The organism is Janthinobacterium sp. KBS0711 (assembly GCF_000988085.1).
Taxonomy (GTDB): Bacteria; Pseudomonadota; Gammaproteobacteria; order Burkholderiales; family Burkholderiaceae_D; genus Janthinobacterium; species Janthinobacterium lividum_E.
The window spans coordinates 57,848-79,480 of sequence record NZ_LBCO01000033.1 but is presented as its reverse complement, the minus strand read 5'-3'; the positions used below and the strand labels follow the sequence as shown (position 1 = coordinate 79,480).

General features: G+C 63.5%; 22 protein-coding genes. 11 read left to right on the top strand and 11 right to left on the bottom strand.

Annotated features, from left to right (window positions below; all coding sequences use genetic code 11):
• Both VM94_RS18995 and VM94_RS18990 read left to right on the top strand, forming a co-directional pair.
• Positions 1 to 1,044 carry a hypothetical protein gene (locus VM94_RS18995; protein WP_046684892.1) on the top strand — a complete coding sequence of 348 codons (1,044 nt, stop codon included), beginning with the start codon at positions 1 to 3 and terminating at the stop codon, positions 1,042 to 1,044.
• 150 nt (positions 1,045 to 1,194) lie between these two features.
• Entirely contained in the window at positions 1,195 to 2,295 is a 1,101-nt protein-coding gene (locus VM94_RS18990) for a glycosyltransferase family 9 protein (protein ID WP_046684891.1), read from the top strand.
• Here the strand turns inward: VM94_RS18990 and VM94_RS18985 are convergent.
• Positions 2,280 to 4,454, bottom strand: a complete 2,175-nt coding sequence (locus VM94_RS18985) for a putative bifunctional diguanylate cyclase/phosphodiesterase (RefSeq protein WP_313902973.1) — start codon at positions 4,452 to 4,454, stop codon at positions 2,280 to 2,282. The genes VM94_RS18990 and VM94_RS18985 overlap by 16 nt on opposite strands.
• A gap of 117 nt (positions 4,455 to 4,571) precedes the next feature.
• Positions 4,572 to 5,030 carry a hypothetical protein gene (locus VM94_RS18980; RefSeq protein WP_046684889.1) on the bottom strand — a complete coding sequence of 153 codons (459 nt, stop codon included), beginning with the start codon at positions 5,028 to 5,030 and terminating at the stop codon, positions 4,572 to 4,574.
• Here VM94_RS18980 and VM94_RS28565 point away from each other — a divergent pair.
• Together VM94_RS28565 and VM94_RS18975 are read left to right on the top strand one after the other, a co-directional pair.
• On the top strand, positions 5,029 to 5,175 hold the full coding sequence (locus tag VM94_RS28565) for a hypothetical protein (RefSeq protein ID WP_160309303.1): 147 nt from the start codon (positions 5,029 to 5,031) through the stop codon (positions 5,173 to 5,175). The genes VM94_RS18980 and VM94_RS28565 overlap by 2 nt on opposite strands.
• A gap of 37 nt (positions 5,176 to 5,212) precedes the next feature.
• Positions 5,213 to 5,680 carry a PACE efflux transporter gene (locus VM94_RS18975; protein WP_034757742.1) on the top strand — a complete coding sequence of 156 codons (468 nt, stop codon included), beginning with the start codon at positions 5,213 to 5,215 and terminating at the stop codon, positions 5,678 to 5,680.
• Here the strand turns inward: VM94_RS18975 and VM94_RS18970 are convergent.
• A complete protein-coding gene (locus VM94_RS18970) occupies positions 5,656 to 6,537 on the bottom strand; it encodes a LysR family transcriptional regulator (RefSeq protein WP_034757741.1) in 882 nt (293 codons plus the stop codon). The two genes, VM94_RS18975 and VM94_RS18970, sit on opposite strands and share 25 nt — an antisense overlap.
• A gap of 82 nt (positions 6,538 to 6,619) precedes the next feature.
• On the opposite strand from VM94_RS18970, the gene VM94_RS18965 reads away from it, so the two are divergent.
• A complete protein-coding gene (locus VM94_RS18965; protein ID WP_046684888.1) occupies positions 6,620 to 6,823 on the top strand; it encodes a DUF3460 family protein in 204 nt (67 codons plus the stop codon).
• Between the two features lie 119 nt (positions 6,824 to 6,942).
• Here VM94_RS18965 and VM94_RS18960 read toward each other — a convergent pair whose 3' ends face one another.
• Both VM94_RS18960 and VM94_RS18955 read right to left on the bottom strand, forming a co-directional pair.
• Positions 6,943 to 7,692, bottom strand: coding sequence for a YcbK family protein (locus tag VM94_RS18960; protein ID WP_409929568.1), 750 nt, complete (start codon positions 7,690 to 7,692; stop codon positions 6,943 to 6,945).
• Positions 7,693 to 7,791: 99 nt separating this feature from the next.
• The gene (locus tag VM94_RS18955; RefSeq protein WP_046684886.1) at positions 7,792 to 8,628 is read right to left on the bottom strand and encodes an EAL domain-containing protein; all 837 of its coding nucleotides are present in this window, start codon (positions 8,626 to 8,628) and stop codon (positions 7,792 to 7,794) included.
• 232 nt (positions 8,629 to 8,860) lie between these two features.
• On the opposite strand from VM94_RS18955, the gene VM94_RS18950 reads away from it, so the two are divergent.
• Complete coding sequence (locus VM94_RS18950) at positions 8,861 to 9,673, top strand: class II glutamine amidotransferase (RefSeq protein WP_082127798.1); 813 nt, start codon at positions 8,861 to 8,863, stop codon at positions 9,671 to 9,673.
• Between the two features lie 65 nt (positions 9,674 to 9,738).
• On the opposite strand, the gene VM94_RS18945 is transcribed toward VM94_RS18950, so the two are convergent.
• Complete coding sequence (locus VM94_RS18945) at positions 9,739 to 10,269, bottom strand: GNAT family N-acetyltransferase (RefSeq protein WP_046684884.1); 531 nt, start codon at positions 10,267 to 10,269, stop codon at positions 9,739 to 9,741.
• Between the two features lie 400 nt (positions 10,270 to 10,669).
• Here VM94_RS18945 and VM94_RS18940 point away from each other — a divergent pair, with 400 nt between their 5' ends.
• Positions 10,670 to 11,626, top strand: a complete 957-nt coding sequence (locus VM94_RS18940; RefSeq protein ID WP_046685513.1) for a sulfate ABC transporter substrate-binding protein — start codon at positions 10,670 to 10,672, stop codon at positions 11,624 to 11,626.
• A gap of 44 nt (positions 11,627 to 11,670) precedes the next feature.
• On the opposite strand, the gene VM94_RS18935 is transcribed toward VM94_RS18940, so the two are convergent.
• Positions 11,671 to 12,816 carry a helix-turn-helix transcriptional regulator gene (locus VM94_RS18935; RefSeq protein WP_138828845.1) on the bottom strand — a complete coding sequence of 382 codons (1,146 nt, stop codon included), beginning with the start codon at positions 12,814 to 12,816 and terminating at the stop codon, positions 11,671 to 11,673.
• A gap of 140 nt (positions 12,817 to 12,956) precedes the next feature.
• Here VM94_RS18935 and VM94_RS18930 point away from each other — a divergent pair, with 140 nt between their 5' ends.
• Together VM94_RS18930 and VM94_RS18925 are read left to right on the top strand one after the other, a co-directional pair.
• Positions 12,957 to 14,030, top strand: a complete 1,074-nt coding sequence (locus VM94_RS18930; RefSeq protein WP_046684883.1) for a hypothetical protein — start codon at positions 12,957 to 12,959, stop codon at positions 14,028 to 14,030.
• A gap of 113 nt (positions 14,031 to 14,143) precedes the next feature.
• The gene (locus tag VM94_RS18925; protein WP_034757699.1) at positions 14,144 to 14,362 is read left to right on the top strand and encodes a TOBE domain-containing protein; all 219 of its coding nucleotides are present in this window, start codon (positions 14,144 to 14,146) and stop codon (positions 14,360 to 14,362) included.
• 21 nt (positions 14,363 to 14,383) lie between these two features.
• On the opposite strand, the gene VM94_RS18920 is transcribed toward VM94_RS18925, so the two are convergent.
• Both VM94_RS18920 and VM94_RS27360 read right to left on the bottom strand, forming a co-directional pair.
• Positions 14,384 to 15,133: a LytR/AlgR family response regulator transcription factor gene (locus VM94_RS18920; RefSeq protein WP_046684882.1), complete on the bottom strand. Its 750-nt coding sequence runs from the start codon at positions 15,131 to 15,133 to the stop codon at positions 14,384 to 14,386.
• Positions 15,130 to 16,389 carry a sensor histidine kinase gene (locus VM94_RS27360; RefSeq protein ID WP_052755830.1) on the bottom strand — a complete coding sequence of 420 codons (1,260 nt, stop codon included), beginning with the start codon at positions 16,387 to 16,389 and terminating at the stop codon, positions 15,130 to 15,132. The genes VM94_RS18920 and VM94_RS27360 overlap by 4 nt, the downstream gene beginning before the upstream one ends.
• Before the next feature lie 416 nt (positions 16,390 to 16,805).
• On the opposite strand from VM94_RS27360, the gene VM94_RS18910 reads away from it, so the two are divergent.
• Positions 16,806 to 17,684, top strand: coding sequence for a serine hydrolase (locus tag VM94_RS18910; protein WP_046684881.1), 879 nt, complete (start codon positions 16,806 to 16,808; stop codon positions 17,682 to 17,684).
• An 18-nt stretch (positions 17,685 to 17,702) separates the two neighbouring features.
• On the opposite strand, the gene VM94_RS18905 is transcribed toward VM94_RS18910, so the two are convergent.
• Entirely contained in the window at positions 17,703 to 18,635 is a 933-nt protein-coding gene (locus VM94_RS18905) for a DMT family transporter (RefSeq protein WP_046684880.1), read from the bottom strand.
• A 109-nt stretch (positions 18,636 to 18,744) separates the two neighbouring features.
• Here VM94_RS18905 and VM94_RS18900 point away from each other — a divergent pair, with 109 nt between their 5' ends.
• Complete coding sequence (locus VM94_RS18900) at positions 18,745 to 19,656, top strand: LysR family transcriptional regulator (protein ID WP_046684879.1); 912 nt, start codon at positions 18,745 to 18,747, stop codon at positions 19,654 to 19,656.
• Here VM94_RS18900 and VM94_RS18895 read toward each other — a convergent pair.
• The gene (locus VM94_RS18895) at positions 19,653 to 21,572 is read right to left on the bottom strand and encodes a methyl-accepting chemotaxis protein (protein ID WP_046684878.1); all 1,920 of its coding nucleotides are present in this window, start codon (positions 21,570 to 21,572) and stop codon (positions 19,653 to 19,655) included. The two genes, VM94_RS18900 and VM94_RS18895, sit on opposite strands and share 4 nt — an antisense overlap.
• Positions 21,573 to 21,633: the final 61 nt, after the last annotated feature.

Here is a 21,633-nt window from a genome sequence, read left to right as displayed (position 1 = left end):
ATGCAAATCGTTCAGACCTCCTCCTCTTCCGGCGTCAATGCCAAAGGCGCGGGCACCGCCCGCGTCGTCGATGACGCGTCCGCCGCCATCAACGGCAGCGCCAGCGCGCGCAGCGAGGCGCCAGCGGCGAAGAGGTCGACGGCGAGCCTGCAGCGTGGCCTGAGCAACTGGGATCACCAGTTGCAGGGGGAGATTTCCAACGCACAACAAACACTCGACTATCTGGAACGCAGCAGCAGCCAGCTGCAAGCGCTGAAAAGCGAACTGGCGGCCAAGCTGGCCGCGCGCCAGGGCCGCGAAGGGCAAGTCGAGGCCAGAGTACGCCAGTTCAGCAATACCTGGCGCCAGCGCGCCAGCGCCTCGGGCGGCACGCTCGACGCACAGCTCGCCTATACCAGCCCGCAGGCGGCACAGCAGAACTTCAGCATCCGCGGCCTGACCATGGCCAGCCTGCAGGAAGGCCCGCAGGAAGTGCTGGCCTTTTCCGTCGGCGGCGCGAACCAGGCTTTGCGCTCGGTCAATATCGAACCTGGCCTGAGCGCGAATGAAATCGTCTCGCGCTTCGACCGCGCCCTGATGCCATCGGGCATCGGCGTCAAACTGGGCGAGAATGGCGAGCTGGTGTTCAGCACGCCGGAAGCGGCCTGGGCCAACGTGCGCGACAGCCTGTCCGTACGCGGCAGCGGCATCCGCTACCCGACCGGCCAGATGAGCCGCGTGCGCACGGATGCGGAACCGGCCGCCATCGCCCCGGAAGAATGGAGTACCGGCGACGTGGAAGCCCTGCGCGCCACCTTGCAGCAAGTGGTGCAGGCGCTGGCGCAATTGCAGGCGGCGCGCAGTTCCGTCAGCCTGGCCCTGGCGCAAGCGACGGGACGGGTCGCCCGCGCGCAACCGGTGCAAGTGAACGTCAGCATGGATGCCCTGGCGGAAAACTTCACGCAAAAGGCCAGCGAGCCCGGCTATGAATCGCTGCTGGCGATCAGCTCGGCATTGGTCGGCATCAGCCGCGAGCGCGTCGTCGCCCTGCTGGGCCTGGAATAACCGCTTCCCGCGCGTGCGCCGCCCTGGCGCACGCGGCAATAAAAAGGGCGCGCGCCCTGGCTCAGGACGGTGAAAATCCGTAAGATGCTGCTGTCGCTTGCCTGTTCACCACTACGCCGGCGCCTCCCGTCATCCACTTCCGGAGCTCCCTTGATAAAAACCGCCGCCCGGCTGATCAGCTATGCCCTGCTGGGCAAATCCGGCAAGCAGCCCCTCGATATCGCCAAGGTGCGCAAGGTATTGATTTTGCGCAACGACAAGATCGGCGACATGATCGTCACCTCGGCCCTGCTGCGCGAACTGAAAAAAAACTATCCACACTGGCAGATCGACGTGGCCGCCAGCAGCGCCAACCGCGACGTCATCGCCGATAACCCGCATGTGAACGAGATCCTCATCTGGGACAAGCAGCCGCTGCTGCGCGACTTGCGCACCACCATCGCCGACCTGCGCCGACGCCGCTACGACGTCATCTTCAACCCCTACAACCGCTTTTCGATTCCCTTGCTGCTGCGTATCAAATGGCTGGGGGCGCGCTACCTGACGGGCTTTGCCATTCCCAAGTACGGCACCTCGACGGCGAAGCTGGGCATGTTCGACCATACGGTGCCGTGCGACCGCAGCCGCCACATCCTGCACAGCTTTTTCGCCGCCTTCGGGCAATTTGGCCTGCGCGACATCGACATGCGCTATGAACTGTTCGGCGTGGACGCGCACGCGGCACGGGTCGACGCCGCCTGCGACACCCTGCTGCGTACCCATGAAGGCTTGTTCTGCCTCAATTTCCAGGGCAGCAATGCGCAACGCACGGTCAGCGTGGCCGACGCCCAGCGCTGCTGCGCCGCCCTGGCGGCACGCTATCCGCGCCATGCGCTGCTGGTGATCGCCGCGCCGGGCACCGAAGCCCGCGCCGCCGAGATCGTGCAGGGCTCCGGTCATGCCAACGTGATGAGCGCGCCGCCCACCGGCCACATCCTGGAATTGGCGGCCCTGATACGCCGCTGCGAACTGGTCCTGTCGCCCGATACGTCGGTGATTCACATCGCCTCGGCGTATGACAAGAAAATCGTCGGCTACTACATCCGCACCGACAACTACCGCTGGTTTTATCCGGCCAGCCGCCACTACCGCGTCATCCTGGCGCCCGGCCTGACCCTGGCCACCGTCAGCCATGCGGAAACCCTGGACGCCGTGGAACAGTTGATGGACGGCGCCGGCCAGGCGCAGGAGACGCTTCAGGCCGCCGGCTGAGACGCCAGCAGGCGGTCCATCTGCCCCGCCGGCAGCGCGCGCGAAAAGAAATACCCTTGCGCATAGTCGCAGCCGGCGGCGCGCAGCAGGTCGCGCTGCGACGCCGTCTCCACGCCTTCGGCCACGACTTTCAGGCCGAGGCGCTGCGCCAGCGCAATGATCGCTTCGCACAAGCCCTGCCCCGCGCCATCGCCTCCCAGTTCGCCGACCAGCGAACGGTCGAGCTTGAGAAAGTCGATATCGGCCTTCTGGATGCACGCGAGCGACACTTGCCCGCTGCCGAAATCGTCGAGCGCCAGCGCCAGGCCCATGGCACGGAACTGGCGCAGGCGTTCGACCACCTGGCGCGCCTCGTCGAGCAGCACGGCTTCCGTTGTTTCGATGATAATCGCGCCTGGCGCCAGCCCCTGGCGCGCCAGATGCCCGCCCCAGTCCTGGTACAGCGCGGCATCGCAGCGAAATTCCACGGCCGACTTGTTGATGCTGATCTGGAAGGCGGCGCCATGCTCGTCCTGCCACTGCCGCGCCTGCCGCACGACCTGGCGAAACACCCACTCGCCGATATCGATGATCAGGCCGTTCGCCTCGGCAAAGCCGATGAAATCGGCGGGCGCCAGCAAGCCGCGCAGCGGATGGCGCCAGCGCAACAGCGCCTCGGCCCGCTCGATGCTGCCGTCGCACAGGCGGATGATGGGCTGGTAATGCACTTCGAACTGGTCCTGCGCCAGCGCCAGGCGCATCTCGCGCACCGTGCTGCGGCGCAATTCGGCCGCCTGCTGCAAGGCCGGCGTGAAATAGCTGTAGCTGTTGCGCCCCGCACTCTTGGCCGCATACATGGCCTGGTCGGCATGGCGCAGCAAGGTGTCCGGCGACTCGGCGTCGGCCGGATACAGGGCCACGCCCACGCTGGCCGATACTTGCGCCGTGTCGCCGTCAAGCACGAACGGCAGGGCCAGCGCGGCCGTCAGTTCCTGCAGCACGCGCTCGATGCCGCCCAGCTGCCCTACGCCGGCGAGGATGACGGTAAACTCGTCGCCGCCCAGGCGCGCGACCGTATCGGTGCTGCGCACGCGCTCGCTGATGCGCCGCGCCGCCTGGCGCAGCAGCATGTCGCCCTTCTCGTGGCCGAGGCGGTCATTCACCTGCTTGAAATGGTCGAGGTCGATAAACAGCAGCGCCAGGCAAGCACCCTCGCGTTTGGCGTGGGCCGCCTCGTGCTGCAAGCGGTCGAGAAACATGTGGCGGTTCGGCAAGCCCGTCAATTGGTCGAAATTGGCTTGCCGCCAGATGCGCTCGGATGCCGCGCGCTGCGCCGTGATGTCGCTGACCAGCGCCAGCGCGCCCAGGTAGGTGCCGCTGGAATCGAAGATGGGATTGGTGGCCAGGGTGGCCCACAAGGTGCTGCCGTCGCGCCGCAGGAACTTGAATTCGTGGCGCTCGACGATGCCGTCCTGGCGCCGCGCAATGTTGCGCTCGAGGATGGCGCGCCCCTCCTCATCCATGAAGGCTGCAAGCGGCTGGCCCAGCATATCCTCGATCTGGCAGTCGAGCATGTGCGCCATCTTCGGATTGACAAAGCTGGTCAGCGCCTGCGCATCGATTTCCCAGATGCCCTCTTCGGCGCTGTGCACGATGCGCCGGAAGCGCTCTTCGCTGCGTTCGAGCGCGGCCAGCTTGCCCTCGGCCTGTTCCAGCACCAGCCGCAGCGCCTGGCCGTTCGGGTCGGCGCTGCCCAGCAGGCTGACGGGCAAGCCCGCCTCGCGCGCGCCGGGACGCGGCGGGGGCAGTTGCACCTGCAGCTGGATGCGCTCGGGCTCGCTGCTATTGAGCACGCGCTCCACGAACTGTTCGTAATCGCGGCGGAACGCCTCGTGGACATAGGAACGGAACAGCACGTGGCCGGGACGCCCTCGCGCCAGGCCGAACAGCTCGGCCGCCACCAGGTTGACCTGCAGGATCACGCCATCGAGGCCCAGCACGAAATAGGCGACGGGTGCCAGCAGGTATAAATCGTTGAAATAGGCTTGTTCGCGTTCGGCCTTCATCCGTTCAGGACTGAAGACGCCATCGTCAAGCAGGGGCGCGACATGCCGCGCCGCGCCGTCGTGGCCGGGCGGGAAGGAATCCGGAGCAGGTACCGCTTGCGGTGGTGTGTCCATGGCTGTCCTTTGCAGCGCCGCCCTGGCAAACAGGTGGGTGCAGTAGCGAGACTAGCACGCACCACGCGCAGTGTCGAGCCATGCCTGTCACAGATAACGTTTCTGCAACAGGGGCGCTCAGCGGCCCATGCCCATACGGCGCCGGCGCAAGCCGAAATCATGGCCCACCACCAGCAAGGTGCTGGCCACCAGGCTCGACAACCCCACGATCAGCTGGATCAATTTATCGTCAGGCAAGACCCACAAGGACGAGTCCGGCGCCTCGCAGCCCGTGGCCGCGCTGATCAGCGGAGAGACCCAGGCCGCGTCCGGCGTCACGTCGAGCACGACGGCGCCGTCGGCGCTCGTCTGCATATAGATATCGCCCCCTTCGGCCAAGGTGAAGCAGATGCCCACGCCCGTTTCCGTGGCACGGATATTGTCCTGCATGCTGCGGTTATGTTCCTCGATCCACACTTCCACGTCATACGGCGTTTCCAGGTGTTCCCATGGACGGGGGCGGAAACGGGGAGGTTCTTCCCCGCTGGCGGGGGTGTCGGGAACGTCGGGGATGTTGCTGTCTGCTGCGCCTTGCATGCTCGTTGACCTTTTCTGCGGTGATGCGGCGGGACCGGTTGCCCGCCAGCCGCCATTATCCACCGTTCGCGGCGCGCATGGTATTACCCTGCTCAATCCATCAGAAAAACTGACGGCTGTTGACTTTAAAGATCAACATACCTGACTTAAAATGGCCGCCATCTCTTCTTTACAGGCTTTACATGCAAGGCATCAAACGCAAAATCGTCTACGTCACCGCCTTTGAAATCATCGGCATGGCCATTTCCACAGCCTGGCTGACCCTGCTTTCGGGCGAGTCGCCCACCAGCACGGGGCCGCTGGCGATCATGATCACCACCATCGCCGTGATCTGGAATTTGCTCTACAACACGGCATTCGAATACTGGGAAATCCGCCAGGTGTCGCGCACGCGCACCGTGTGGCGCCGCATCCTGCATGCGATCGGCTTCCAGATCACCCTGGTCATTTACCTGATCCCGCTGATCGCCTGGTGGCTTGACATCAGCCTGTGGCAAGCGTTCGTGCTCGATTTCGCGCTGATGCTGATCATCCCGTGCTACAGCTTCATCTTCAACTACTTCTTCGATGGCCTGTTCGGCGTACCCCTGTCGGCGCAGCAGCCGAAGGAAGAGCCAGCGAATGTTCAGGCCGCTTCGCTGAGCAACTGAAGAAAGGACCGCGCCGCCATCCCCAGCGGCCGGTCCTTCATCCACACCAGGTGGATCGGCACGACGAGGCCATTGCCCGTATTCTTGAACGCCACGCAGCGCACCCGCCCCGCCGCCAGCGAATCCTGGATGGCCGAGGCGGCAAAGTTGCCCCAGCCCAGTCCCGCCTCCACCATCGCCAGCGCCATCGGCAAACTGTCCGTGCGCCAATAGGACAGCCCCACCACAGGGCGCGCATCAGCCAGGTCGAGTTCGCGGCTGGCCACGATGATCTGGCGCAAATTCACCAATTCCTCGATATACAGGGGCCGGCCCGCCGCGTCGGGCGGATGCTGGGTGGAGATAATCGCCAGCAAGGCATCGCTGCCCACCAGCTGGAACTGTTCCTCGTGATTGATGCGCCCGCCAGCGAAGGCCATGCAGGCGCTGATGCGGCCACGGTGCAGCATGTCGAGCACGTCGTCCTGCGGCGCCGTCAGCACTTCGATGTCGAGCAGCGGATGGCGCTGCGACAGCGCGCGCACGGCGGCCAGGAAGGGCGTATGGTCGAGCTCGGCTGCGATGCCCAGCGAAATGCGGCTTTCCAGTCCCTGCGACAATTCCTGCACGTGCAGGTGCAATTGCTTCAACTGCTCGGCGATCAGGCGCGCGTGGGGAAGCAGTGCCATGGCGGCCGGCGTGGGCACGGCTTCGCGCGCGCCCCGGTCGAACAGGGCGATGCCCAGTTCCGCCTCGATGTTGGCCATCGCCATGCTGACAGCCGATGGCGCCCGCCGCAAGGCGCGCGCGGCGGCCGAGAACGAACCGCCGTCGACGACGGCCAGGAACAGTTCGATGTTATGGCTGGAGAGTTTCATGGAGAATATGGAAAGTGCGGTGGAAAGTGCGGCACTTTTGCGCGCCAGGGCGGTCAAAAGGAAAAACCATGGGAGGACGCGCATGCGCCATCGACTACCTTACCGCCGCAGCGGCTATGTCTCGGACTTTACCCGCTTTATCGACGGCTATCTGCAAACGCACCCGGAAGTACGGGAAAACCAGCGCCGCGGCTGGCGCATCTGGTGGGAGCGCCCGGCCAAGCTGCATGAACTGGAACTGATCCACGCCGACAGCGTGCCGGAGCCGCCCTACCACTACGACTAAAACGCCTGACAAAACCGTAGCGAGCGGCAGTGATTTGTGGCCGAGAAGCGCAGCTGTGCCATAGCACAGCGAGCATCGCAAGCCGCAAAGCGCACCGCGCAGCAGGTTTGGTCAGGTGTTTAACCTTTCCAGACGCGCTGCAATCCCGTATCAGCGTGAATCCAGCCGCCACGGGGGCCGCTGCGGTAATAAAACCCCACGCCGCCCTGCTTGAAGCTGCGCACGAGCGAACCGAGCACTTCCGCGTTCAGATTCGCCACGCGGATGTCGGCGGCGCGGCCCGAGATGTGCAGCGACTGGCGCGCGGCCGGCACGCCCGCTTCGCGCAGGCGGCTGTTCGACTCGGCCGTGCGGTAGCCCGACAAAATTTCCAGCGGCTGCTCGATGCCGTAGCGGGCCACGAACGCTTGCGTGCCCCACAGGGTTTCCAGCAGTTTCGGGTCGATAGGCGCCGTCTTCTTGCCGTTCACGTCGCGCAGCAAGTGACACAGTTCCTGGTAGGCCGAATCGATGACTTCGCCATCTTTCCAGTACAGCAATTTAGCCTTTTCATTGCTGGCCGGGCGCACCACTTCCAGGGTGCGGGGCTTGAGCCAGAATTCCAGGTCCAGCGCCTGCGCGTCGAAGATGTCGGGAGGCGGTTCCATCTCGGTGATGGCCTGGCGCGACTGCGAGGTGATCGAGCGGTCGACGCTGGCCAGTTGCGTCGGCTGGGGCGGCACGCCCGTACGCGGCGCGTGCGGCTTGGCGCTGGCCGAAGCCGAGGCGGGAGCGGCCGTGCGCGAGGCGCAGCCGATGAGCGGGGTGGCTACCAGGCCCAGCGCGGCCAGGCCCATACCATGATGTAGAAAATTTCTGCGCGATGCCATAGTCAGTCCAATTTAACGATGGGAATACTATAGCGTATTGTGCTGCGAAGAAAAACCCTCAATGCCTATCGTGCCGCCCTCATTTCAGCATCCGGCGCCCTATGCGGCTGCCACACTGGCCGCGACGTCGCGCTTTGCCTGCGCCAGCGCCGTCAAGGGCTTGTCCAATAAATATCCCTGGGCCACGATGGGCAAACCCGTGATGGCGGCGACGCGCTGCAGCGCGGCCAGCGCCGCCGGCGTGTCGAGGCGCTTGAAGATGACGCGAATTTTCGCCGCATGGCACACGGTGACGAAGCTGGAGACGGCCTGCTCGTCGCTGAGGTTGCCCGCGTCAAGCTTGAACGCATGCGGGTGCAGGCGCTCCAGCATACCCGTTGCCTCCTGCACGCTGGCCACGTTGATGGCCAGGCGGAAACCGTTGCGGCGGTAATTGTCGGCCACGTAATTGAGCAGCCAGCCCTGGTTAGTCGTGACCGTCGGCAATTGCAGCACGATGCGCTCGATGGGCAAGCCCAGCGCGTCGAGGATGCGCTGGAAGGCGTGGCCGTGATTGCTGCTGACGGCGCTCAGCAGCCGGTCATGCACGTTCAGGTACAGGTCCGACTGCTCCGCTTCGCTCTGGCGGAAGAAATTGATGGCGTGCAGCATGCGGCACAGCCGGTCCAGCTCCACGGATTCGTCGTCGCTGGCCGCGTGATCGAGCAAACGCCACAGCGACAAGCCCTCGTCCGCCTTCGACACGCTGCGCGCCAGTCCTTCGAACGCCACCAGCTTGCCGCTTTCCAGTTCGCGCAGCGGCTGGAAGGCGCTCGTCATGGTGCAATTGAAAAAGCGTCCCAGCGCCCTGCCCTCCCCGTCGAGCCAGACGCTGGTGCCGGCCTGGGTTTGGTGCGACAGGCGGGCCAGGTAATTTTTCAGGACGGGAAATGGCATACGTGCTCCTTCATCGGGCTGCGCCAGCTGCCCTCATGGGGAAGACGGCGCCAAAGTGTGCAGAGTAAGGCAGCGCCAACCAAAGGAGAACGAATGGTTTCACCATTTGATATGCGCCCAGCACATAAGGGATGCGACGGCCAGCGCATAACCATAGTCGGAAACATTCGTTCCAGCCACCTGCCCCGGCCTTTACTGTGGTCATGTACCGATACCATCAGGAAGGGCCGCCATGTGCCAGTTACTCGCAATGAACAGCAGCAAGCCCGCGGCGCTGGGATTTTCCTTTGCCGGCTTTGCCGAACGGGGCGGGCGCACGGACGAGCACCGCGACGGCTGGGGCATCGCTTATCATTCCAGTAGCGGCTGCACCTTGCTGACGGATCATCTGGCGGCCATCGATTCGCCGCTGGCGGCCCAGGTGCAGCAGCATCCCGTGAAGGCAAAAAACATCGTCGCGCACATCCGCAAGGCGACGCAGGGCCGCATTGCCCCGGAAAACACCCATCCGTTCGCCCGCGAACTGTGGGGCAAGACCTGGTCGTTTGCCCACAATGGCGACTTGAAAACGTGGCGCGCACCGGCCAATGCGCACTACCGCGCCAGCGGCGACACGGACAGCGAACAGGCGTTTTGCCACCTGCTGGCCCGCTTGCGCACGCAGTTTCCCCTCGGTGAACCCGCGCGCGCCGACTTGCGCGCCGCCATCGCCGAGGTCGCCAAGGACATCGCCGCCCACGGCACCTTCAATTTCATCCTGTCGGACGGCGAGCTGCTGTTTGCCCACTGTTCCACGCATTTGCACTATGTGATACGCGAATACCCGTTTTCCGTGGCGCAGCTGATCGACTGCGAGCGCAGCATCGACTTTCGCCAGCACAACCATCTGGACGACCGCATCGCCGTCATCGCCACGCATCCGCTGACGCAAAACGAAAACTGGCTGGCGTTCGCACCCGGCGACCTAAAATTGTTTGCCGGCGGCACCTTGCTACCGGCAAACGATGCTACGCAGCAAGGCGTGTATATCCAGATCAGTTACTGAAGGGATGATGCAAAGGGAGGCAATGGCCCGCCGCCGGATGGGCGGGCTGAGGTATTGACGGGGCGTCAGGCCGAATTGCAGTTGCAAAAGCGTTTGCGCTTGGGGTCGCCACTGGCAATGCCGGCGGCGTCAATCTGCTTCCAGCAAAAAATCGTTTCCACACCGTATGGCGAACGCACATTGCCCGCCTCGATATAGCCCTGCTTGACGAAAAAGGCCTGGCTGCTGGCCGTGCTGTGCAGCTGCAGGGCCTTGATGCCCCACTCGCGCGCCTGCGCTTCCAGCCGCTCCACCAGCGCCTTGCCGGCGCCGCGGCCTTGCGCCTCGGGCAGCAGGTAGCACAGGGCCAGCTTGCCGGCGCGCGTCAGCAAGCCGACGCCGACCACGGCGCCCGCCTCGACTGCGACCAGCGAAAAATTGGTGGGCGACGCGAACCAGCACGCCACCATCTGCGGTGTTTTATTGCCCAGCCAGGCTTCCAGGATGGCCGGATCGTCCCGATGATCGAGGCTGCAGCATTCGACGATGGAGCGTCGTAATACGTTGCACGCCTCGAAAGCGTCGGTCGATGTTGCAATACGAATTTCAAGACTCATGTACGCTCACAAAATATTCCAGTTGCCGATGCAGACGGTTTTACCCCTGTATCGTGCGATTCGACTATACACCAAGCGGCGCATTCGGGTTTTTTGCCGCGCGCCACAGGCCGGTTTTGCCTATGGCGCCATGCTTGCAGACTAAGTGCTGATGCGCATCTTGCCCACGAATGTTTCCAGAAATCGATATCTGTTTTTTAGCGCAAACGGGAATCGAATCTAAGCATATTACGAAAAATTCGTTTCTTTTCCGGCCGGAATTTTAGACTATGTCTATCTATTCTCACAACAAGAGTTCAACATGACCCATTCCAACGCCGTAACGACTGCCGCAGCAACGCTCACCCAACGCTCGCGCCGCTGGTTCCTGGCCAGCGCCCTGGCCGCTTCCGCTGCCGCCATGAGCCTGCCGATGGCCGCCAGTGCCGCCGAACCCGTGGTCTTGCTGAACGCTTCGTACGACGTGATGCGCGAATTGTTCAAGGATGTGAATCCCGCATTTATTGCTGATTGGAAAGCCAAAACGGGCGAAACGATTACCATCAAGCAATCGCACGGCGGCTCGAGCAAGCAGGCGCGCTCCGTGGCCGATGGCCTGGAAGCGTCCGTTGTCACCATGAACCAGGCCAATGACATCGACATCCTCGTCGACCGTGGCCTCGTGGTGGCCGACTGGGCCAAGAAATTCCCGAACAATGCGGCGCCGTTCTATTCGACCATGGTGTACCTGGTACGCAAAGGCAACCCGAAACACATCAAGGATTGGGACGACCTGGCCAAGCCCGGCATCAAGGTCATCGTACCGAACCCGAAAACCTCGGGCAACGGCCGCTACACCTACCTGGCGGCCTGGGGCTATGCCGTGAAAAAAGGCGGCAGCGAAGCGCAGGCGCGCGACCTCGTTACCAAGCTGTTCAAGAACGTACCCGTGCTGGACGGCGGCGGCCGCGGCGCCACCACCACCTTCACGCAACGTGAAATCGGCGACGTGCTGGTGACGTTTGAAAATGAAGTGCAACTGGTGCGCGCTGAATTCGGCGACAACTTTGAAGTGGTGTATCCAAGCATCTCCATCCTGGCCGAGTCGCCGGTGGCCGTCGTCGACAAGGTCGTCGACCGCCGCGGCATCCGCAAGGAAGCCACGGCCTACCTGCAATACCTGTACTCGGAACCGGGCCAGGAACTGGTCGCCAAGCACTACCTGCGCCCCCGTTCGGCCGCAGTCGCCAAGAAATACGCGGCCAGCTTCAAGCCGATCACGCTGTTTACCATCGATGACGTGTTTGGCGGCTGGAAACAAGCGCAAAAGAAACACTTTGACGACGGCGGCGAGTTCGACAAGATTTATCAGAAATAATCTTCGCCGTATCCATAAAAAAACCGGGACATGTCCCGGTTTTTTTATGGCGGTGCGCCTGCCTGCCACTCGAACGCGCTGAACAGGCTGGCAATCTCGCTGCTGCGGTGCGTGCCTGTCTTGGCCAATATGGCCTGGATCTGGCTGCGCACGGTACTGATGCGCACACCCTGGCGCTGGGCGTACGCGGCTGGCTCCATGCCGTCGGCCAGGGCCAGCGCCAGCGACCACTCCGCGCCCGTCAAGCCGCATGGCCGCTCGGCCGCGCCGGGCCAATGCCGCCGCCCGCTCCTGAACAGCGGCCGCAAGGACAGCATGGCCAGACTGGCGCCATCGCCATCTGCCGGGCCGATACGCACGGGCAGCGGCAGGATGCCAATTTCCAGCGCCGGCCGGCCGTCTGCATCGCTCGCATACAAGGGCGCTGGACGGTGGCACGCCATTCCGAGGCAAGCTTGCCGCACGCGCGGCGCCAGTTGCTGTTGCAGCTGGCTCACACACACAGCGACCTTACCGCCGTGCAAGGTGATCACGGCGGCGAGCGGCGACGTGGCGGCCAGCAAGCGCTGCGCCGCCAGGTTCATGAAAACCAGGTGCAGGCAGGCATCGACCAGCAAGATGGCGCGCGGCAAGGCATCGAGCGCCTCCCAGGCCAGCGCGCCATGCGCCTGGGCTTGCTGCGCCGTATCGCGCAGGCGAAACACATTTGGCAGATGCTCGAGCACGCGCTGCAGCTGGCTGTGCGTGTTCGCGTCATACGGGCCCTGGCCGGCGGCGCGGTGCGCGGACAGGATGGTGAGCGCGCCGTTGTCGCGCACGACGCCGCTGCACGAATAGCGCACGCCCGCGCGCAAATAGAAATCCTGAAAATATTCGCTGCGCGCCACCGTCTGCTCGCTGAAATAATCCTGCATCAGATGCATGCGCCCGGGCGGCCCGCGCGTGAGGACCGCATAGCCGGGATCGAGCGCATGGTAGTAGCGCCGGTAGCCATCCTCCCAGGCACTTTGGTCCAGCCCGGTCACATAGCCGCGCGAGGGTACCGCGCCCGTTTCCGCCTTCAGGAAACAGCAAGCGACTTCGCCACCGGCCAGCCGGGCGAACGCGCGCATGGCCACGCTCCACTGCAACGGTTCCAATGCCGCCCGGTAAAAGGCGGCGATGACCGGATCGGCGCCGTCTGTATTCACGCCCCCTCCCAATAGCGCCACATCCTTCATATGAAGGATGTGCACGCGCACCAAGGCAGGCACCATGCTGTCAATGGCGGCGGCCTGCAGCGGCGTCGCCAGCCGATCAATGCAAGCATCAACGTTCAAGGAGCCACATCATGCCTACCATGCCTACCATACCTACCAGCGTTTCCGACAGGACCGCGCCGGCTCGCCTCACCCCTACCTCCTGGCGCCTGGCCGTGAGCAGCGCCGTAATGCTGTCGCTCTCGGCGTGCGCCAATTTCAACACCATTGATCGTACTACGGCACTACCCAAGCAGGCCACTGCGATACATCTGGATGCGCCGCAACGCCTGGCATATGCCGATGCCAAAGGTGTCATTTGTGCCGAGCCCACCCCTGACGCATTGCAAGCCTATATTTCATCGCTGGGCGCATCCGTCAGCTCCGCCAACAACGCAGCTTCGGTATCGAATGCGTTGCAGGCCAATTCGCAAAGTGTCGGCCTGCATTCGCAATCGATCACCTTGATGCGCGAGCATCTGTTCCGTATCTGTGCGTTTGCACAAAACAATTGGCTGTCCGACGGCGATGTCATGATGCTGATGGCACGCTCGCAAGATCTCACACTGGGTGTATTGGCCATCGAACAATTAACCGGTGCGATGATTCCGCGCAAGACAAGCAATATGCCAATGACAGATACGGAGGCCAGCAAACAATTGCAAAGCAAACTCGAACAGGCAAAACTTGACCTCAGCGACAAAAAGGCAACACTCACGCACTTGAGCGACACCGCAGCTGAACCAGGCAAAAGTACCGGCGATCAGCATGACAAGGGGGCGCTCCAGGAAGATCAGACAAAGGACGGCAAGAACAGTTCCGCGCCGGCTGATGTCGTTGCCGCGCGAGCGGCTGTGGTATCCGCCCAGGACAAGGTAGCGTCATTGGAGCGGCAAGTCGAAGCGAGCAAGGTGGGGGCCAGGTTTGTGACCGTGGCAGACGAGAACGGCAATCAACTTTCTCCAGAAGCAGCCGAGCATATCTCCAGGGCCACGCAACATATCGTCGACCAGATCTTGCAGAAAAATCATTTGACTGACATGTGCATCAATATGCTCAACCGTTTCAGTCGCAACAAGGATGTACCCGAAAAATATGAAGACATGATGGGGCGATGCGACCTGGTCCTCAAGAACGCGATAGCGCAGCTACCAGCTGCCTTCTGATGCACGCCTTTCCGCATATCGATATGCGCATCGATTCGTGGTCAAAAGCGCGCGCGGGCCGTACTCTGGCCTTGTCGCGCCGCATGGCGTATTACGGGCACAAAGGAAATATCATGGCTATCTCGGAAGTGAATGTACGCAACCAGTTTCGCGGCAAGATCAAGGAAATCATCTTTGGCCCCGTGGTCTCGGAAGTGGACGTGGAAACGCCGCACGGCATCGTCACGTCGGTAATCACCTCGCGCTCGATCAAGGACCTGGATTTGAAAGTAGGCAGCGAAGTCATCGCGCTGGTCAAGTCGACGGAAGTGTCGATTGCCAAGATCCAGTAAGCGCGCGTTTTTTCTTGCGCACTAATCGCGAAACAGATACGTAAACGTGCGGCTGACGGGCAGCTTTTCCGTGCTGCCGCGCACCAGCACCTGCATGCGTTCGGCGTCGATGCGCTCGGCCGCCTCGATGGCTTTGACGTTGACCATGGTGCCGCGGTGGATTTGCCAGAACTGTTCCGGATCGAGGCCGCTCAGCAAATCCTTGAGCGGCGTGCGCACCAGCGCTTCCGAGCCGGCCAGCACGACGCGCGTGTACTTGGTGTCGGCCTGGAAGAACAACACGTCGTCGATGTCGATCAGGCGAATCTGCTTGCCCACGCTGGCCTTGATCCATTTCAACCTGTCGCGCGGTGCGGCCGGCAAGGCGGCGCGCAGCGACTGCAATAAATTGGCCATGTCGGCCGGCTGGGCGCCGAGCTTGTCGCGCAGGCGGGCCAGCGCCCGCTGCAGGCGCTCGGCCTGCACGGGTTTGAGCAGGTAGTCGACGGCGCCCGCGTCGAACGCATCGACGGCGTACTGGTCGTAGGCCGTGACGAACACCACATGGGCGCGCTTGCCGATGCGCTCGGCCACTTCCAGGCCCGACAGGCCCGGCATGCGGATATCGAGGAAGACCACGTCCGGCTCATGCTCGAGGAAACCGTCCCAGGCATCGTTGCCGTTTTCCGCCACCAGCACGACGTGCGCCTCGGGCCAGGCTTGCGCCAGCAGCATGAGCAGGCGCTCGCGCATCAGGGGTTCGTCTTCGGCGATCAGGATGGTGGGGTTCATGCGGCGGGTGCTTTCAGGCTCGATGCAATTTTAATGGGAAGCAATATTTCAGCGATCACGCCGCCCTCTTCGCCGTCGCGCAGGCTCAGGCTGGCGGACGGATCGGACAGCAACAGCCGGCTACGCACGTTTTCCAGGCCCAGGCCGCCTCCCAGTGCGCCGCCCGTGCCGCTGGCAGGCAAACCCATGCCCGTGTCCTGCACGCGCAGGCGCAGCATGCCGTCCACCCGCAGCGCCGACAGGCGGATCTCGCCGCCGCGCAGCGCTGGTTCAATACCATGCTTGATGGCGTTTTCCGCCAGGGTCAGCAAGATCATGCTGGGTATCGTCGCGTGCGCAAACTCGGCCGGCAAGTCCAGCGCATAGCGCAGGCGCGAGCCCATGCGCGCCTGCATCACGCGCAAATACGCGGCCACCATGTCGAATTCGCTTTGCAAGGGCACTTGCTCGCTGCGCATCTCCGCCAGGCTGGCGCGCAGGAAGGCGATCAGGTCGGCCGTCAATGCGGCGGCCCGGCTGGCGCCTTGCGCTCCCTGCTCGGCCAGCTGCTGCACGGCGCCCAGGGTATTGAACAGGAAATGCGGCTCGATCTGCGCACGCAGCAGGCGCAGCTGCGATTCGCTCAGTTCGCGCGCCAGGCGGTCGCGCTCGGCATCCTGCTGCAGTTGCAGGGTCAGTGCTTCGTACTGCCGGTTGCGCCAGGTGGTGACGATCGCCAGCGGCACCATATAAAACAGGCAAGCGACGAGCAAGGCCGTGCCGCCCACGCGCAGCAAGCGCTCGAAGGCCATGTCCATGGAACCGGTATCGCTCAAGCCGGCCAGCAGCACGCCAACCGCCACCCCGGCCACGCAGGTCGACACGATCAGCAAGAGTTTCTTGAGCCTGTTGCGCACGGAACTGCGGTAATTGAACCACACGCCCACCAGGCCCCACGCCAGCGCAAAACCCAGGCCGTTGCTGAAGATGAGGGCCTTGAGCAATTCGAACCTGGCCGGCAGCAGCAGGTGCAGTGCGACACCGATGGCGCTGAACAACAGCATCAGCTTTCCCGCGGCGATGTAAAAACCGGCGCCACGGTACTTGAGCAGGAAATCGTGCAGCTGCTGGCGCTCGATCGGCGTCAGCTTGACCAGCTTCATGGCGACGTAGCGGCGCACCCGTCCCTGGACCTGCTCCGCCATCTCCGGGTGTTTCAGTACCAGCAACGATTCCTCATCGACGCTGCGGTACCAATCCGTATATTTTTTTAACACGATGCGTTCCCCGTGGTCTGTGATTCAGGCATGAACGCAGTCTACGGCGCCCCTGTTGCGGGGCATAGCGCGGGGCGACGAAGCACGAAGCGGCAGGGATCAACGACGAAGCGCGCGGCGTCCGCCAGGCCCTCGCTGCCAATATTGCTCAAATCATACGAAGTTTCCAAGATGAAATCAATAAATGCGCAACAATTTTCACTACGGCAAGAACAGCCGTTTTTATTTGCCAAATTGGCCGCAACGCCGCCTGTTGCGGGCCTGTACCGTAGACATCGCTTGATCTTTAATGGTATTGTTTAAGCTTGGCAAATATTGCCTCCGAGATACACGCCGCGTCCCCGCGCGGCCCCGTCCCGGATTTGCGCGCAGCGCCCACGATGGCGCCCCAAAACTGCTTTTCCACATACAATCCCATGCTCAAAAAAATGTTCGCCGCGGTGCTGATGACGCTTTCGACAGCGGCCATCGCCGTGCCCTTCGGTTCCCAGTCGATACTGGTGGTCGAAGACGGTACAGGCAAAGTCTTGCTCGAAAAAAATTCCAACGTGGTGGTGCCCATCGCCTCGCTGACCAAACTCATGACAGCCATGGTCGTGCTCGACTCCAAGGCGAACATGCAGGAAGAGATCAGCATCGACCGTGAAGACGTCGACACCTTGAAACACAGCACCTCGCGCGTGCCCGTGGGCGCCACCCTGAGCCGCCACGACGTGCTGCAACTGGCGCTGATGTCGTCCGACAACCGCGCCGCCGCCTCGCTGGCGCGTACCTTCCCCGGCGGCCCGACGGCGTTTGCCGTGGCCGTCAACGCCAAGATCAAGGCCCTGGGCATGCGCCAGACCGTGATCGAAGAGCCGACGGGCTTGTCGCCGAACAACCAGTCGACGGCGGCCGACCTCGTCAAGATGGCCGTGGCCGCCTCGCGCTACCCGGAAATCAGCCGTATCACGACGGATTCGAAGGACATCATCCAGATCAAGGGCCGCGACGTGGAATACCACAACACGAACCGCCTGGTGGGCGCCAAAGGCTGGGACATCGGCCTGTCGAAGACGGGCTACACAAATGAAGCGGGCCGCTGCCTGATCATGCGCATCAAGTCGGCCGGCAAGTTCGCCACCATGATTTTGCTCAACGCGCGCGCCAATTCCGTGCGCGCCATGGACGCCGTCAACATCCGCCGCATGCTGGCGGCCGAGAACGGCATCGAAGAGCCGAAGGTGATGCGCGCCTCGGTCAGCCGGCACAAGAAGGCGCCGGCGAAGCCAAGTAAGCGCCGCCGCGCCCGCTGAGCGCAACTGACCCCGGAACTATTTCGCTTGCCGGTTGGTCATGATGACGCCGGCAATCGTCACCGCCCCGCCCACCAGCATCGAGGCGAGCACCGGCTCGCCCAGCAACACCGCCGCCAGCACGATGCCGAACACGGGCACGAGGTTGTTGAACACGGCTGTGCGCGACGGGCCCAGCGCTTTGACGCCCTCGTAATACCAGACAAAGCCGATCACTGTGCCGAACACGCCCAGGTAGCCGATGGCGGCCCACACTTGCCAGCCGAAACTGCGCCATGGCACGGTGGGAAATTCCACGGCCGCCCCCACCAGCAAAAAGACCAGGCCCCACATCGCCGCATACGTGGTGGCGGCAATCGGGCTCAAGCCCTTCAGCGCGACCCGGCCGATCAGGGTGTAGGCGGCCCAGCTGGAAATGCCGCAAAACATGAAGATCTCGCCGGCGCCGATGCCGCCGCCGTTACCATGCAGCACGCCGGCGAGGTCGCCGCGCGTGATGACGATGGCCGTGCCGCAGAACGCCAGCATGATCCCCAGCCACTTGAAGGAGCCGAGCCGTTCGCGAAACAGCATGGCCGAGGCCAGCGCCGTGACGATGGGATTCAAGGCCACGAACAGGGCCGTGCGCCCGGCCGGCATGCGCGACAGGGCCGCCAGGAAGCACAGGTTATACAGAAAGATGCCCGTCAGGCCCAGCGCGGCCGTCGTCATCAGCTGCTTGCGGTCCAGGCGCGGCAAGCCCCCTTCCAGTTTCCACGCCAGCACAACGAGCAACAGCACGGCCACGCCGAAGCGTCCGCTGGCGGCCGTCATGGGCGGCATCTGCTGCGCCAGCACGCGTCCCGCGATAAAGGTACCGCCCCAGAATAGGGCGACGAAAATGAGTTTGAGATAGACGAGCGGCGATTGCACGGAAGGCAAGGCGGCTGAAGGGATGGCGGTAGTGCGCATGGAAAGTCCTATGATGTCGCTTGTGCAGCGGACGCTGCAGATATATATTAATACTAATATCAACTCATGAAATAATGAGTAAATACTCATACATCAAAGAAACCACACCATGACCTTCACGCAACTGGAAATTTTTACCCTGGTGGCCGAACTGCACGGCTTTTCCGCCGCCGCCGCGCAGCTGGGCATCAGCCAGTCGGCCGTCTCGCACGCCTTGAAGGCGCTGGAAAAGGAGATGGGCGTGGACCTGATCGTGCGCCACCAGGCCTCGGCCGAGCTGACCGACGTGGGCCGCCAGCTGCTCGTGCGCGCGCGCGAAATCCTCGGCTTGTCCGAAGCCATGCGCCAGGAAGCGGCCGACGTGCTGGGCCAGCGCCAGGGCACCCTGCGCATCGGCTCGTTTGGCCCCACCTCGTCCTTGAATCTGTTGCCCGCCATCACGGCGCAATTCCGCCTGCGCTATCCGGGCATCGACCTGCGCATCGACGAAGGCGCCGACCATGAGGTGGTGCAGTGGATACGCGAACGCCGGGTCGACGTGGGCTTCGTCGTGCTGCCCGACGAGCGTTTTGATACGGCGCCGCTGGTGGAAGACCAGATGATGGCGCTGGTGCCGCGCAGCCATGCGCTGGCAAGCGAAAACTCCATCACCCTGGCGCAGCTGTGCGAGGGGCCGTTCATCATGTCCGAGGCGGGCTGCGCCTGCCTGATCGAGCCGCTGTTCGCCAACGCGGGGCTGCAGCCGCAGGTGCCGTACCGCATCAGCCAGGTGATCACCATCCTCGACATGGTCAGCCGCGGCGACGGCGTGTCCATCGTCGCCGAACTGGCCCTGCCGCAGCGCCTGCGCGAACAGTATCCTGAGCTGGTCGCCCTGCCCCTGAATCCGCCCGTCAGCCGCAAGGTGGGCCTGGCCGTGCGCGACCGGCGCCAGAACACGCCGGCCACCAACGCTTTTTTCGAGGTGGCGAAACAGATGGCGCCGACCCTGGCGCCACGGCGCGCCTGGAAACCGGCTTAAAACGTCTCCCACTCCTCGCTGCGCTCCGCCTTGACGGCAGGCGTCCTTGCCGCACTGCTGGCGAGGCGCGGCGCGGCAGGTGCGCGCACCACCGGTTTGACAGAGGCCGGCGCCTGCCCCTCATCGAGCTTGAACACGCCCACCACCTGCGCCAGGGTATTGGCCTGGTCTTGCAGGCTTTCGGCCGCAGCCGCAGCCTCTTCCACCAGGGCCGCGTTCTGCTGCGTCACCTGGTCCATTTGCGCGATCGCCTGGTTCACCTGTTCGATGCCCGAGCTTTGCTCGACGCTGGCGGCCGTGATCTCGCCCATGATGTCGGTGACGCGGCGCACGCTGTCGACGATTTCCTGCATCGTCGCGCCAGCCTCGTCGACGAGGCGCGCGCCCGAATCGACCTTGCTCACCGAATCGTCGATCAGCAGCTTGATTTCCTTGGCCGCCCCAGCGGAGCGCTGCGCCAGGCTGCGCACTTCCGTCGCCACCACGGCAAAGCCCCGTCCCTGCTCACCCGCGCGCGCCGCTTCCACAGCCGCATTGAGGGCGAGGATATTCGTCTGGAAGGCGATGCCGTCGATGACGCTGATGATGTCGACGATCTTCTTCGACGAATCGTTGATCGAGGCCATGGTATCGACCACCTGCGCCACCACTTGCCCGCCCTTGCTGGCCACGCCGGACGCCGATTGCGCCATCTGGTTGGCCTGGCGCGCATTGTCGGCATTTTGCTTGACGGTGCTGGTCAGCTCCTCCATCGAGGCGGCCGTCTCTTCCAGCGAACTGGCTTGCTGCTCCGTGCGCGACGACAGGTCCTGGTTGCCGGCGGCGATTTCCGATGACGATACCTTGACCGACTCGCTGGCCGTGCGAATTTTCACGAGAACGGCGGCGATCTTGTCGATGAAGCGGTTGAAGGCGCCGGCGATCTGCGCCAGTTCATCCACGCCGGAAGCGTCGAGCCGGCGCGTCAAATCGCCCTCGCCCGAGGCGATGTCGTCGAGCGCGTCACGCACCAGTTCCAGGCGCTTGAGCATCTTGAACACCAGCAGCGACAGCAGCAGCGCGGCCAGCCCCGTCAGCAGCGCGGCCGTGACGGTGGCCGTCGTCAGCATCGTCTGCAAGGCTTGCATGGCTTCCTGCTGGTCGAGCACCACGGCCAGCAGCCAGTCGGTGCCCGCCACGCGCGTGACGTACAGCTTGCCGTCGCGGTCGTTCAGGCGCACGGCGTCGCTGGTGCGCGTGCTTTCCAGGCGGTTGACCTGCGCGGCCGACAGCGCCGCATCGAGTTTCGCCACCGGCTGCAGGCTCAGGTCCTTGTTCGCATGGGCGATGATGGTGCCGCTCTGGTCGACGAGGAAGGCAAAACTGTGCGGCGTCGGCTTGATCGCCACCACGTTGGCAATCACCGTATCGAGCAGCACATCCGCGCCCGCCACGCCGACCAATGCCTCTTTCGGCCCGACGGGCGCCGTGAACGACACCACGAGTTTGTGGCTGGCAGCATCCACGTACGGCGGCGTGAGCATCGGCACGCCCGCCTTGACGGTATCCGTGTACCAGGCGCGCGCCGTGGGATCGAAATCGGCCGGACGGCCAGGATGGGTAAATACGGAACGCTTGTCCACGTAGCCGATGAACACTTCCGCGAAATCGCCAGCCTTTTCCGCGATCTGGAAGGCGCGCAGCGGATCGGGCGTCTCAGCCGACATGACGACGGACGCCATGACCTTTTTCTTGCCATCGACCCATTGCGCCAGCACGGCCGACTGGCTTTGCAGCAGCTGCTGCATCTGCTGGTCCGACGACGCCAGCATGCTGCCGCGCGTGGTGACGTAATTGGCGGCCGACAAGGCCAGCATGGACAGGACGACGATGGCCACGCAAATGAGCACCAGCCGCGTGCGAAGGGAAGACAACATGATGGACTCCTCGTTTCGATTTTATTGGCGTGAAACAGTGCTGTTGCACCGCTTTCTCTAT

Bases quoted from the DNA above. Each gene is read 5' to 3' on its own strand.
- VM94_RS18900 (WP_046684879.1), top strand. From the start codon at position 18,745: ATGACCTTCACGCAACTGGAAATTTTTACCCTGGTGGCCGAACTGCAC.
- VM94_RS18975 (WP_034757742.1), top strand. From the start codon at position 5,213: ATGCAAGGCATCAAACGCAAAATCGTCTACGTCACCGCCTTTGAAATC.
- VM94_RS18940 (WP_046685513.1), top strand. From the start codon at position 10,670: ATGAGCCTGCCGATGGCCGCCAGTGCCGCCGAACCCGTGGTCTTGCTG.
- VM94_RS18995 (WP_046684892.1), top strand. From the start codon at position 1: ATGCAAATCGTTCAGACCTCCTCCTCTTCCGGCGTCAATGCCAAAGGC.
- VM94_RS18925 (WP_034757699.1), top strand. From the start codon at position 14,144: ATGGCTATCTCGGAAGTGAATGTACGCAACCAGTTTCGCGGCAAGATC.
- VM94_RS18985 (WP_313902973.1), bottom strand. From the start codon at position 4,454: ATGGACACACCACCGCAAGCGGTACCTGCTCCGGATTCCTTCCCGCCC.
- VM94_RS18920 (WP_046684882.1), bottom strand. From the start codon at position 15,133: ATGAACCCCACCATCCTGATCGCCGAAGACGAACCCCTGATGCGCGAG.
- VM94_RS18960 (WP_409929568.1), bottom strand. From the start codon at position 7,692: ATGGCATCGCGCAGAAATTTTCTACATCATGGTATGGGCCTGGCCGCG.
- VM94_RS18905 (WP_046684880.1), bottom strand. From the start codon at position 18,635: ATGCGCACTACCGCCATCCCTTCAGCCGCCTTGCCTTCCGTGCAATCG.
- VM94_RS18950 (WP_082127798.1), top strand. From the start codon at position 8,861: ATGTGCCAGTTACTCGCAATGAACAGCAGCAAGCCCGCGGCGCTGGGA.
- VM94_RS18945 (WP_046684884.1), bottom strand. From the start codon at position 10,269: ATGAGTCTTGAAATTCGTATTGCAACATCGACCGACGCTTTCGAGGCG.
- VM94_RS18895 (WP_046684878.1), bottom strand. From the start codon at position 21,572: ATGTTGTCTTCCCTTCGCACGCGGCTGGTGCTCATTTGCGTGGCCATC.
- VM94_RS18965 (WP_046684888.1), top strand. From the start codon at position 6,620: ATGCGCCATCGACTACCTTACCGCCGCAGCGGCTATGTCTCGGACTTT.
- VM94_RS18955 (WP_046684886.1), bottom strand. From the start codon at position 8,628: ATGCCATTTCCCGTCCTGAAAAATTACCTGGCCCGCCTGTCGCACCAA.
- VM94_RS28565 (WP_160309303.1), top strand. From the start codon at position 5,029: ATGCTCGTTGACCTTTTCTGCGGTGATGCGGCGGGACCGGTTGCCCGC.
- VM94_RS18970 (WP_034757741.1), bottom strand. From the start codon at position 6,537: ATGAAACTCTCCAGCCATAACATCGAACTGTTCCTGGCCGTCGTCGAC.
- VM94_RS18980 (WP_046684889.1), bottom strand. From the start codon at position 5,030: ATGCAAGGCGCAGCAGACAGCAACATCCCCGACGTTCCCGACACCCCC.
- VM94_RS18930 (WP_046684883.1), top strand. From the start codon at position 12,957: ATGCCTACCATGCCTACCATACCTACCAGCGTTTCCGACAGGACCGCG.
- VM94_RS18910 (WP_046684881.1), top strand. From the start codon at position 16,806: ATGCTCAAAAAAATGTTCGCCGCGGTGCTGATGACGCTTTCGACAGCG.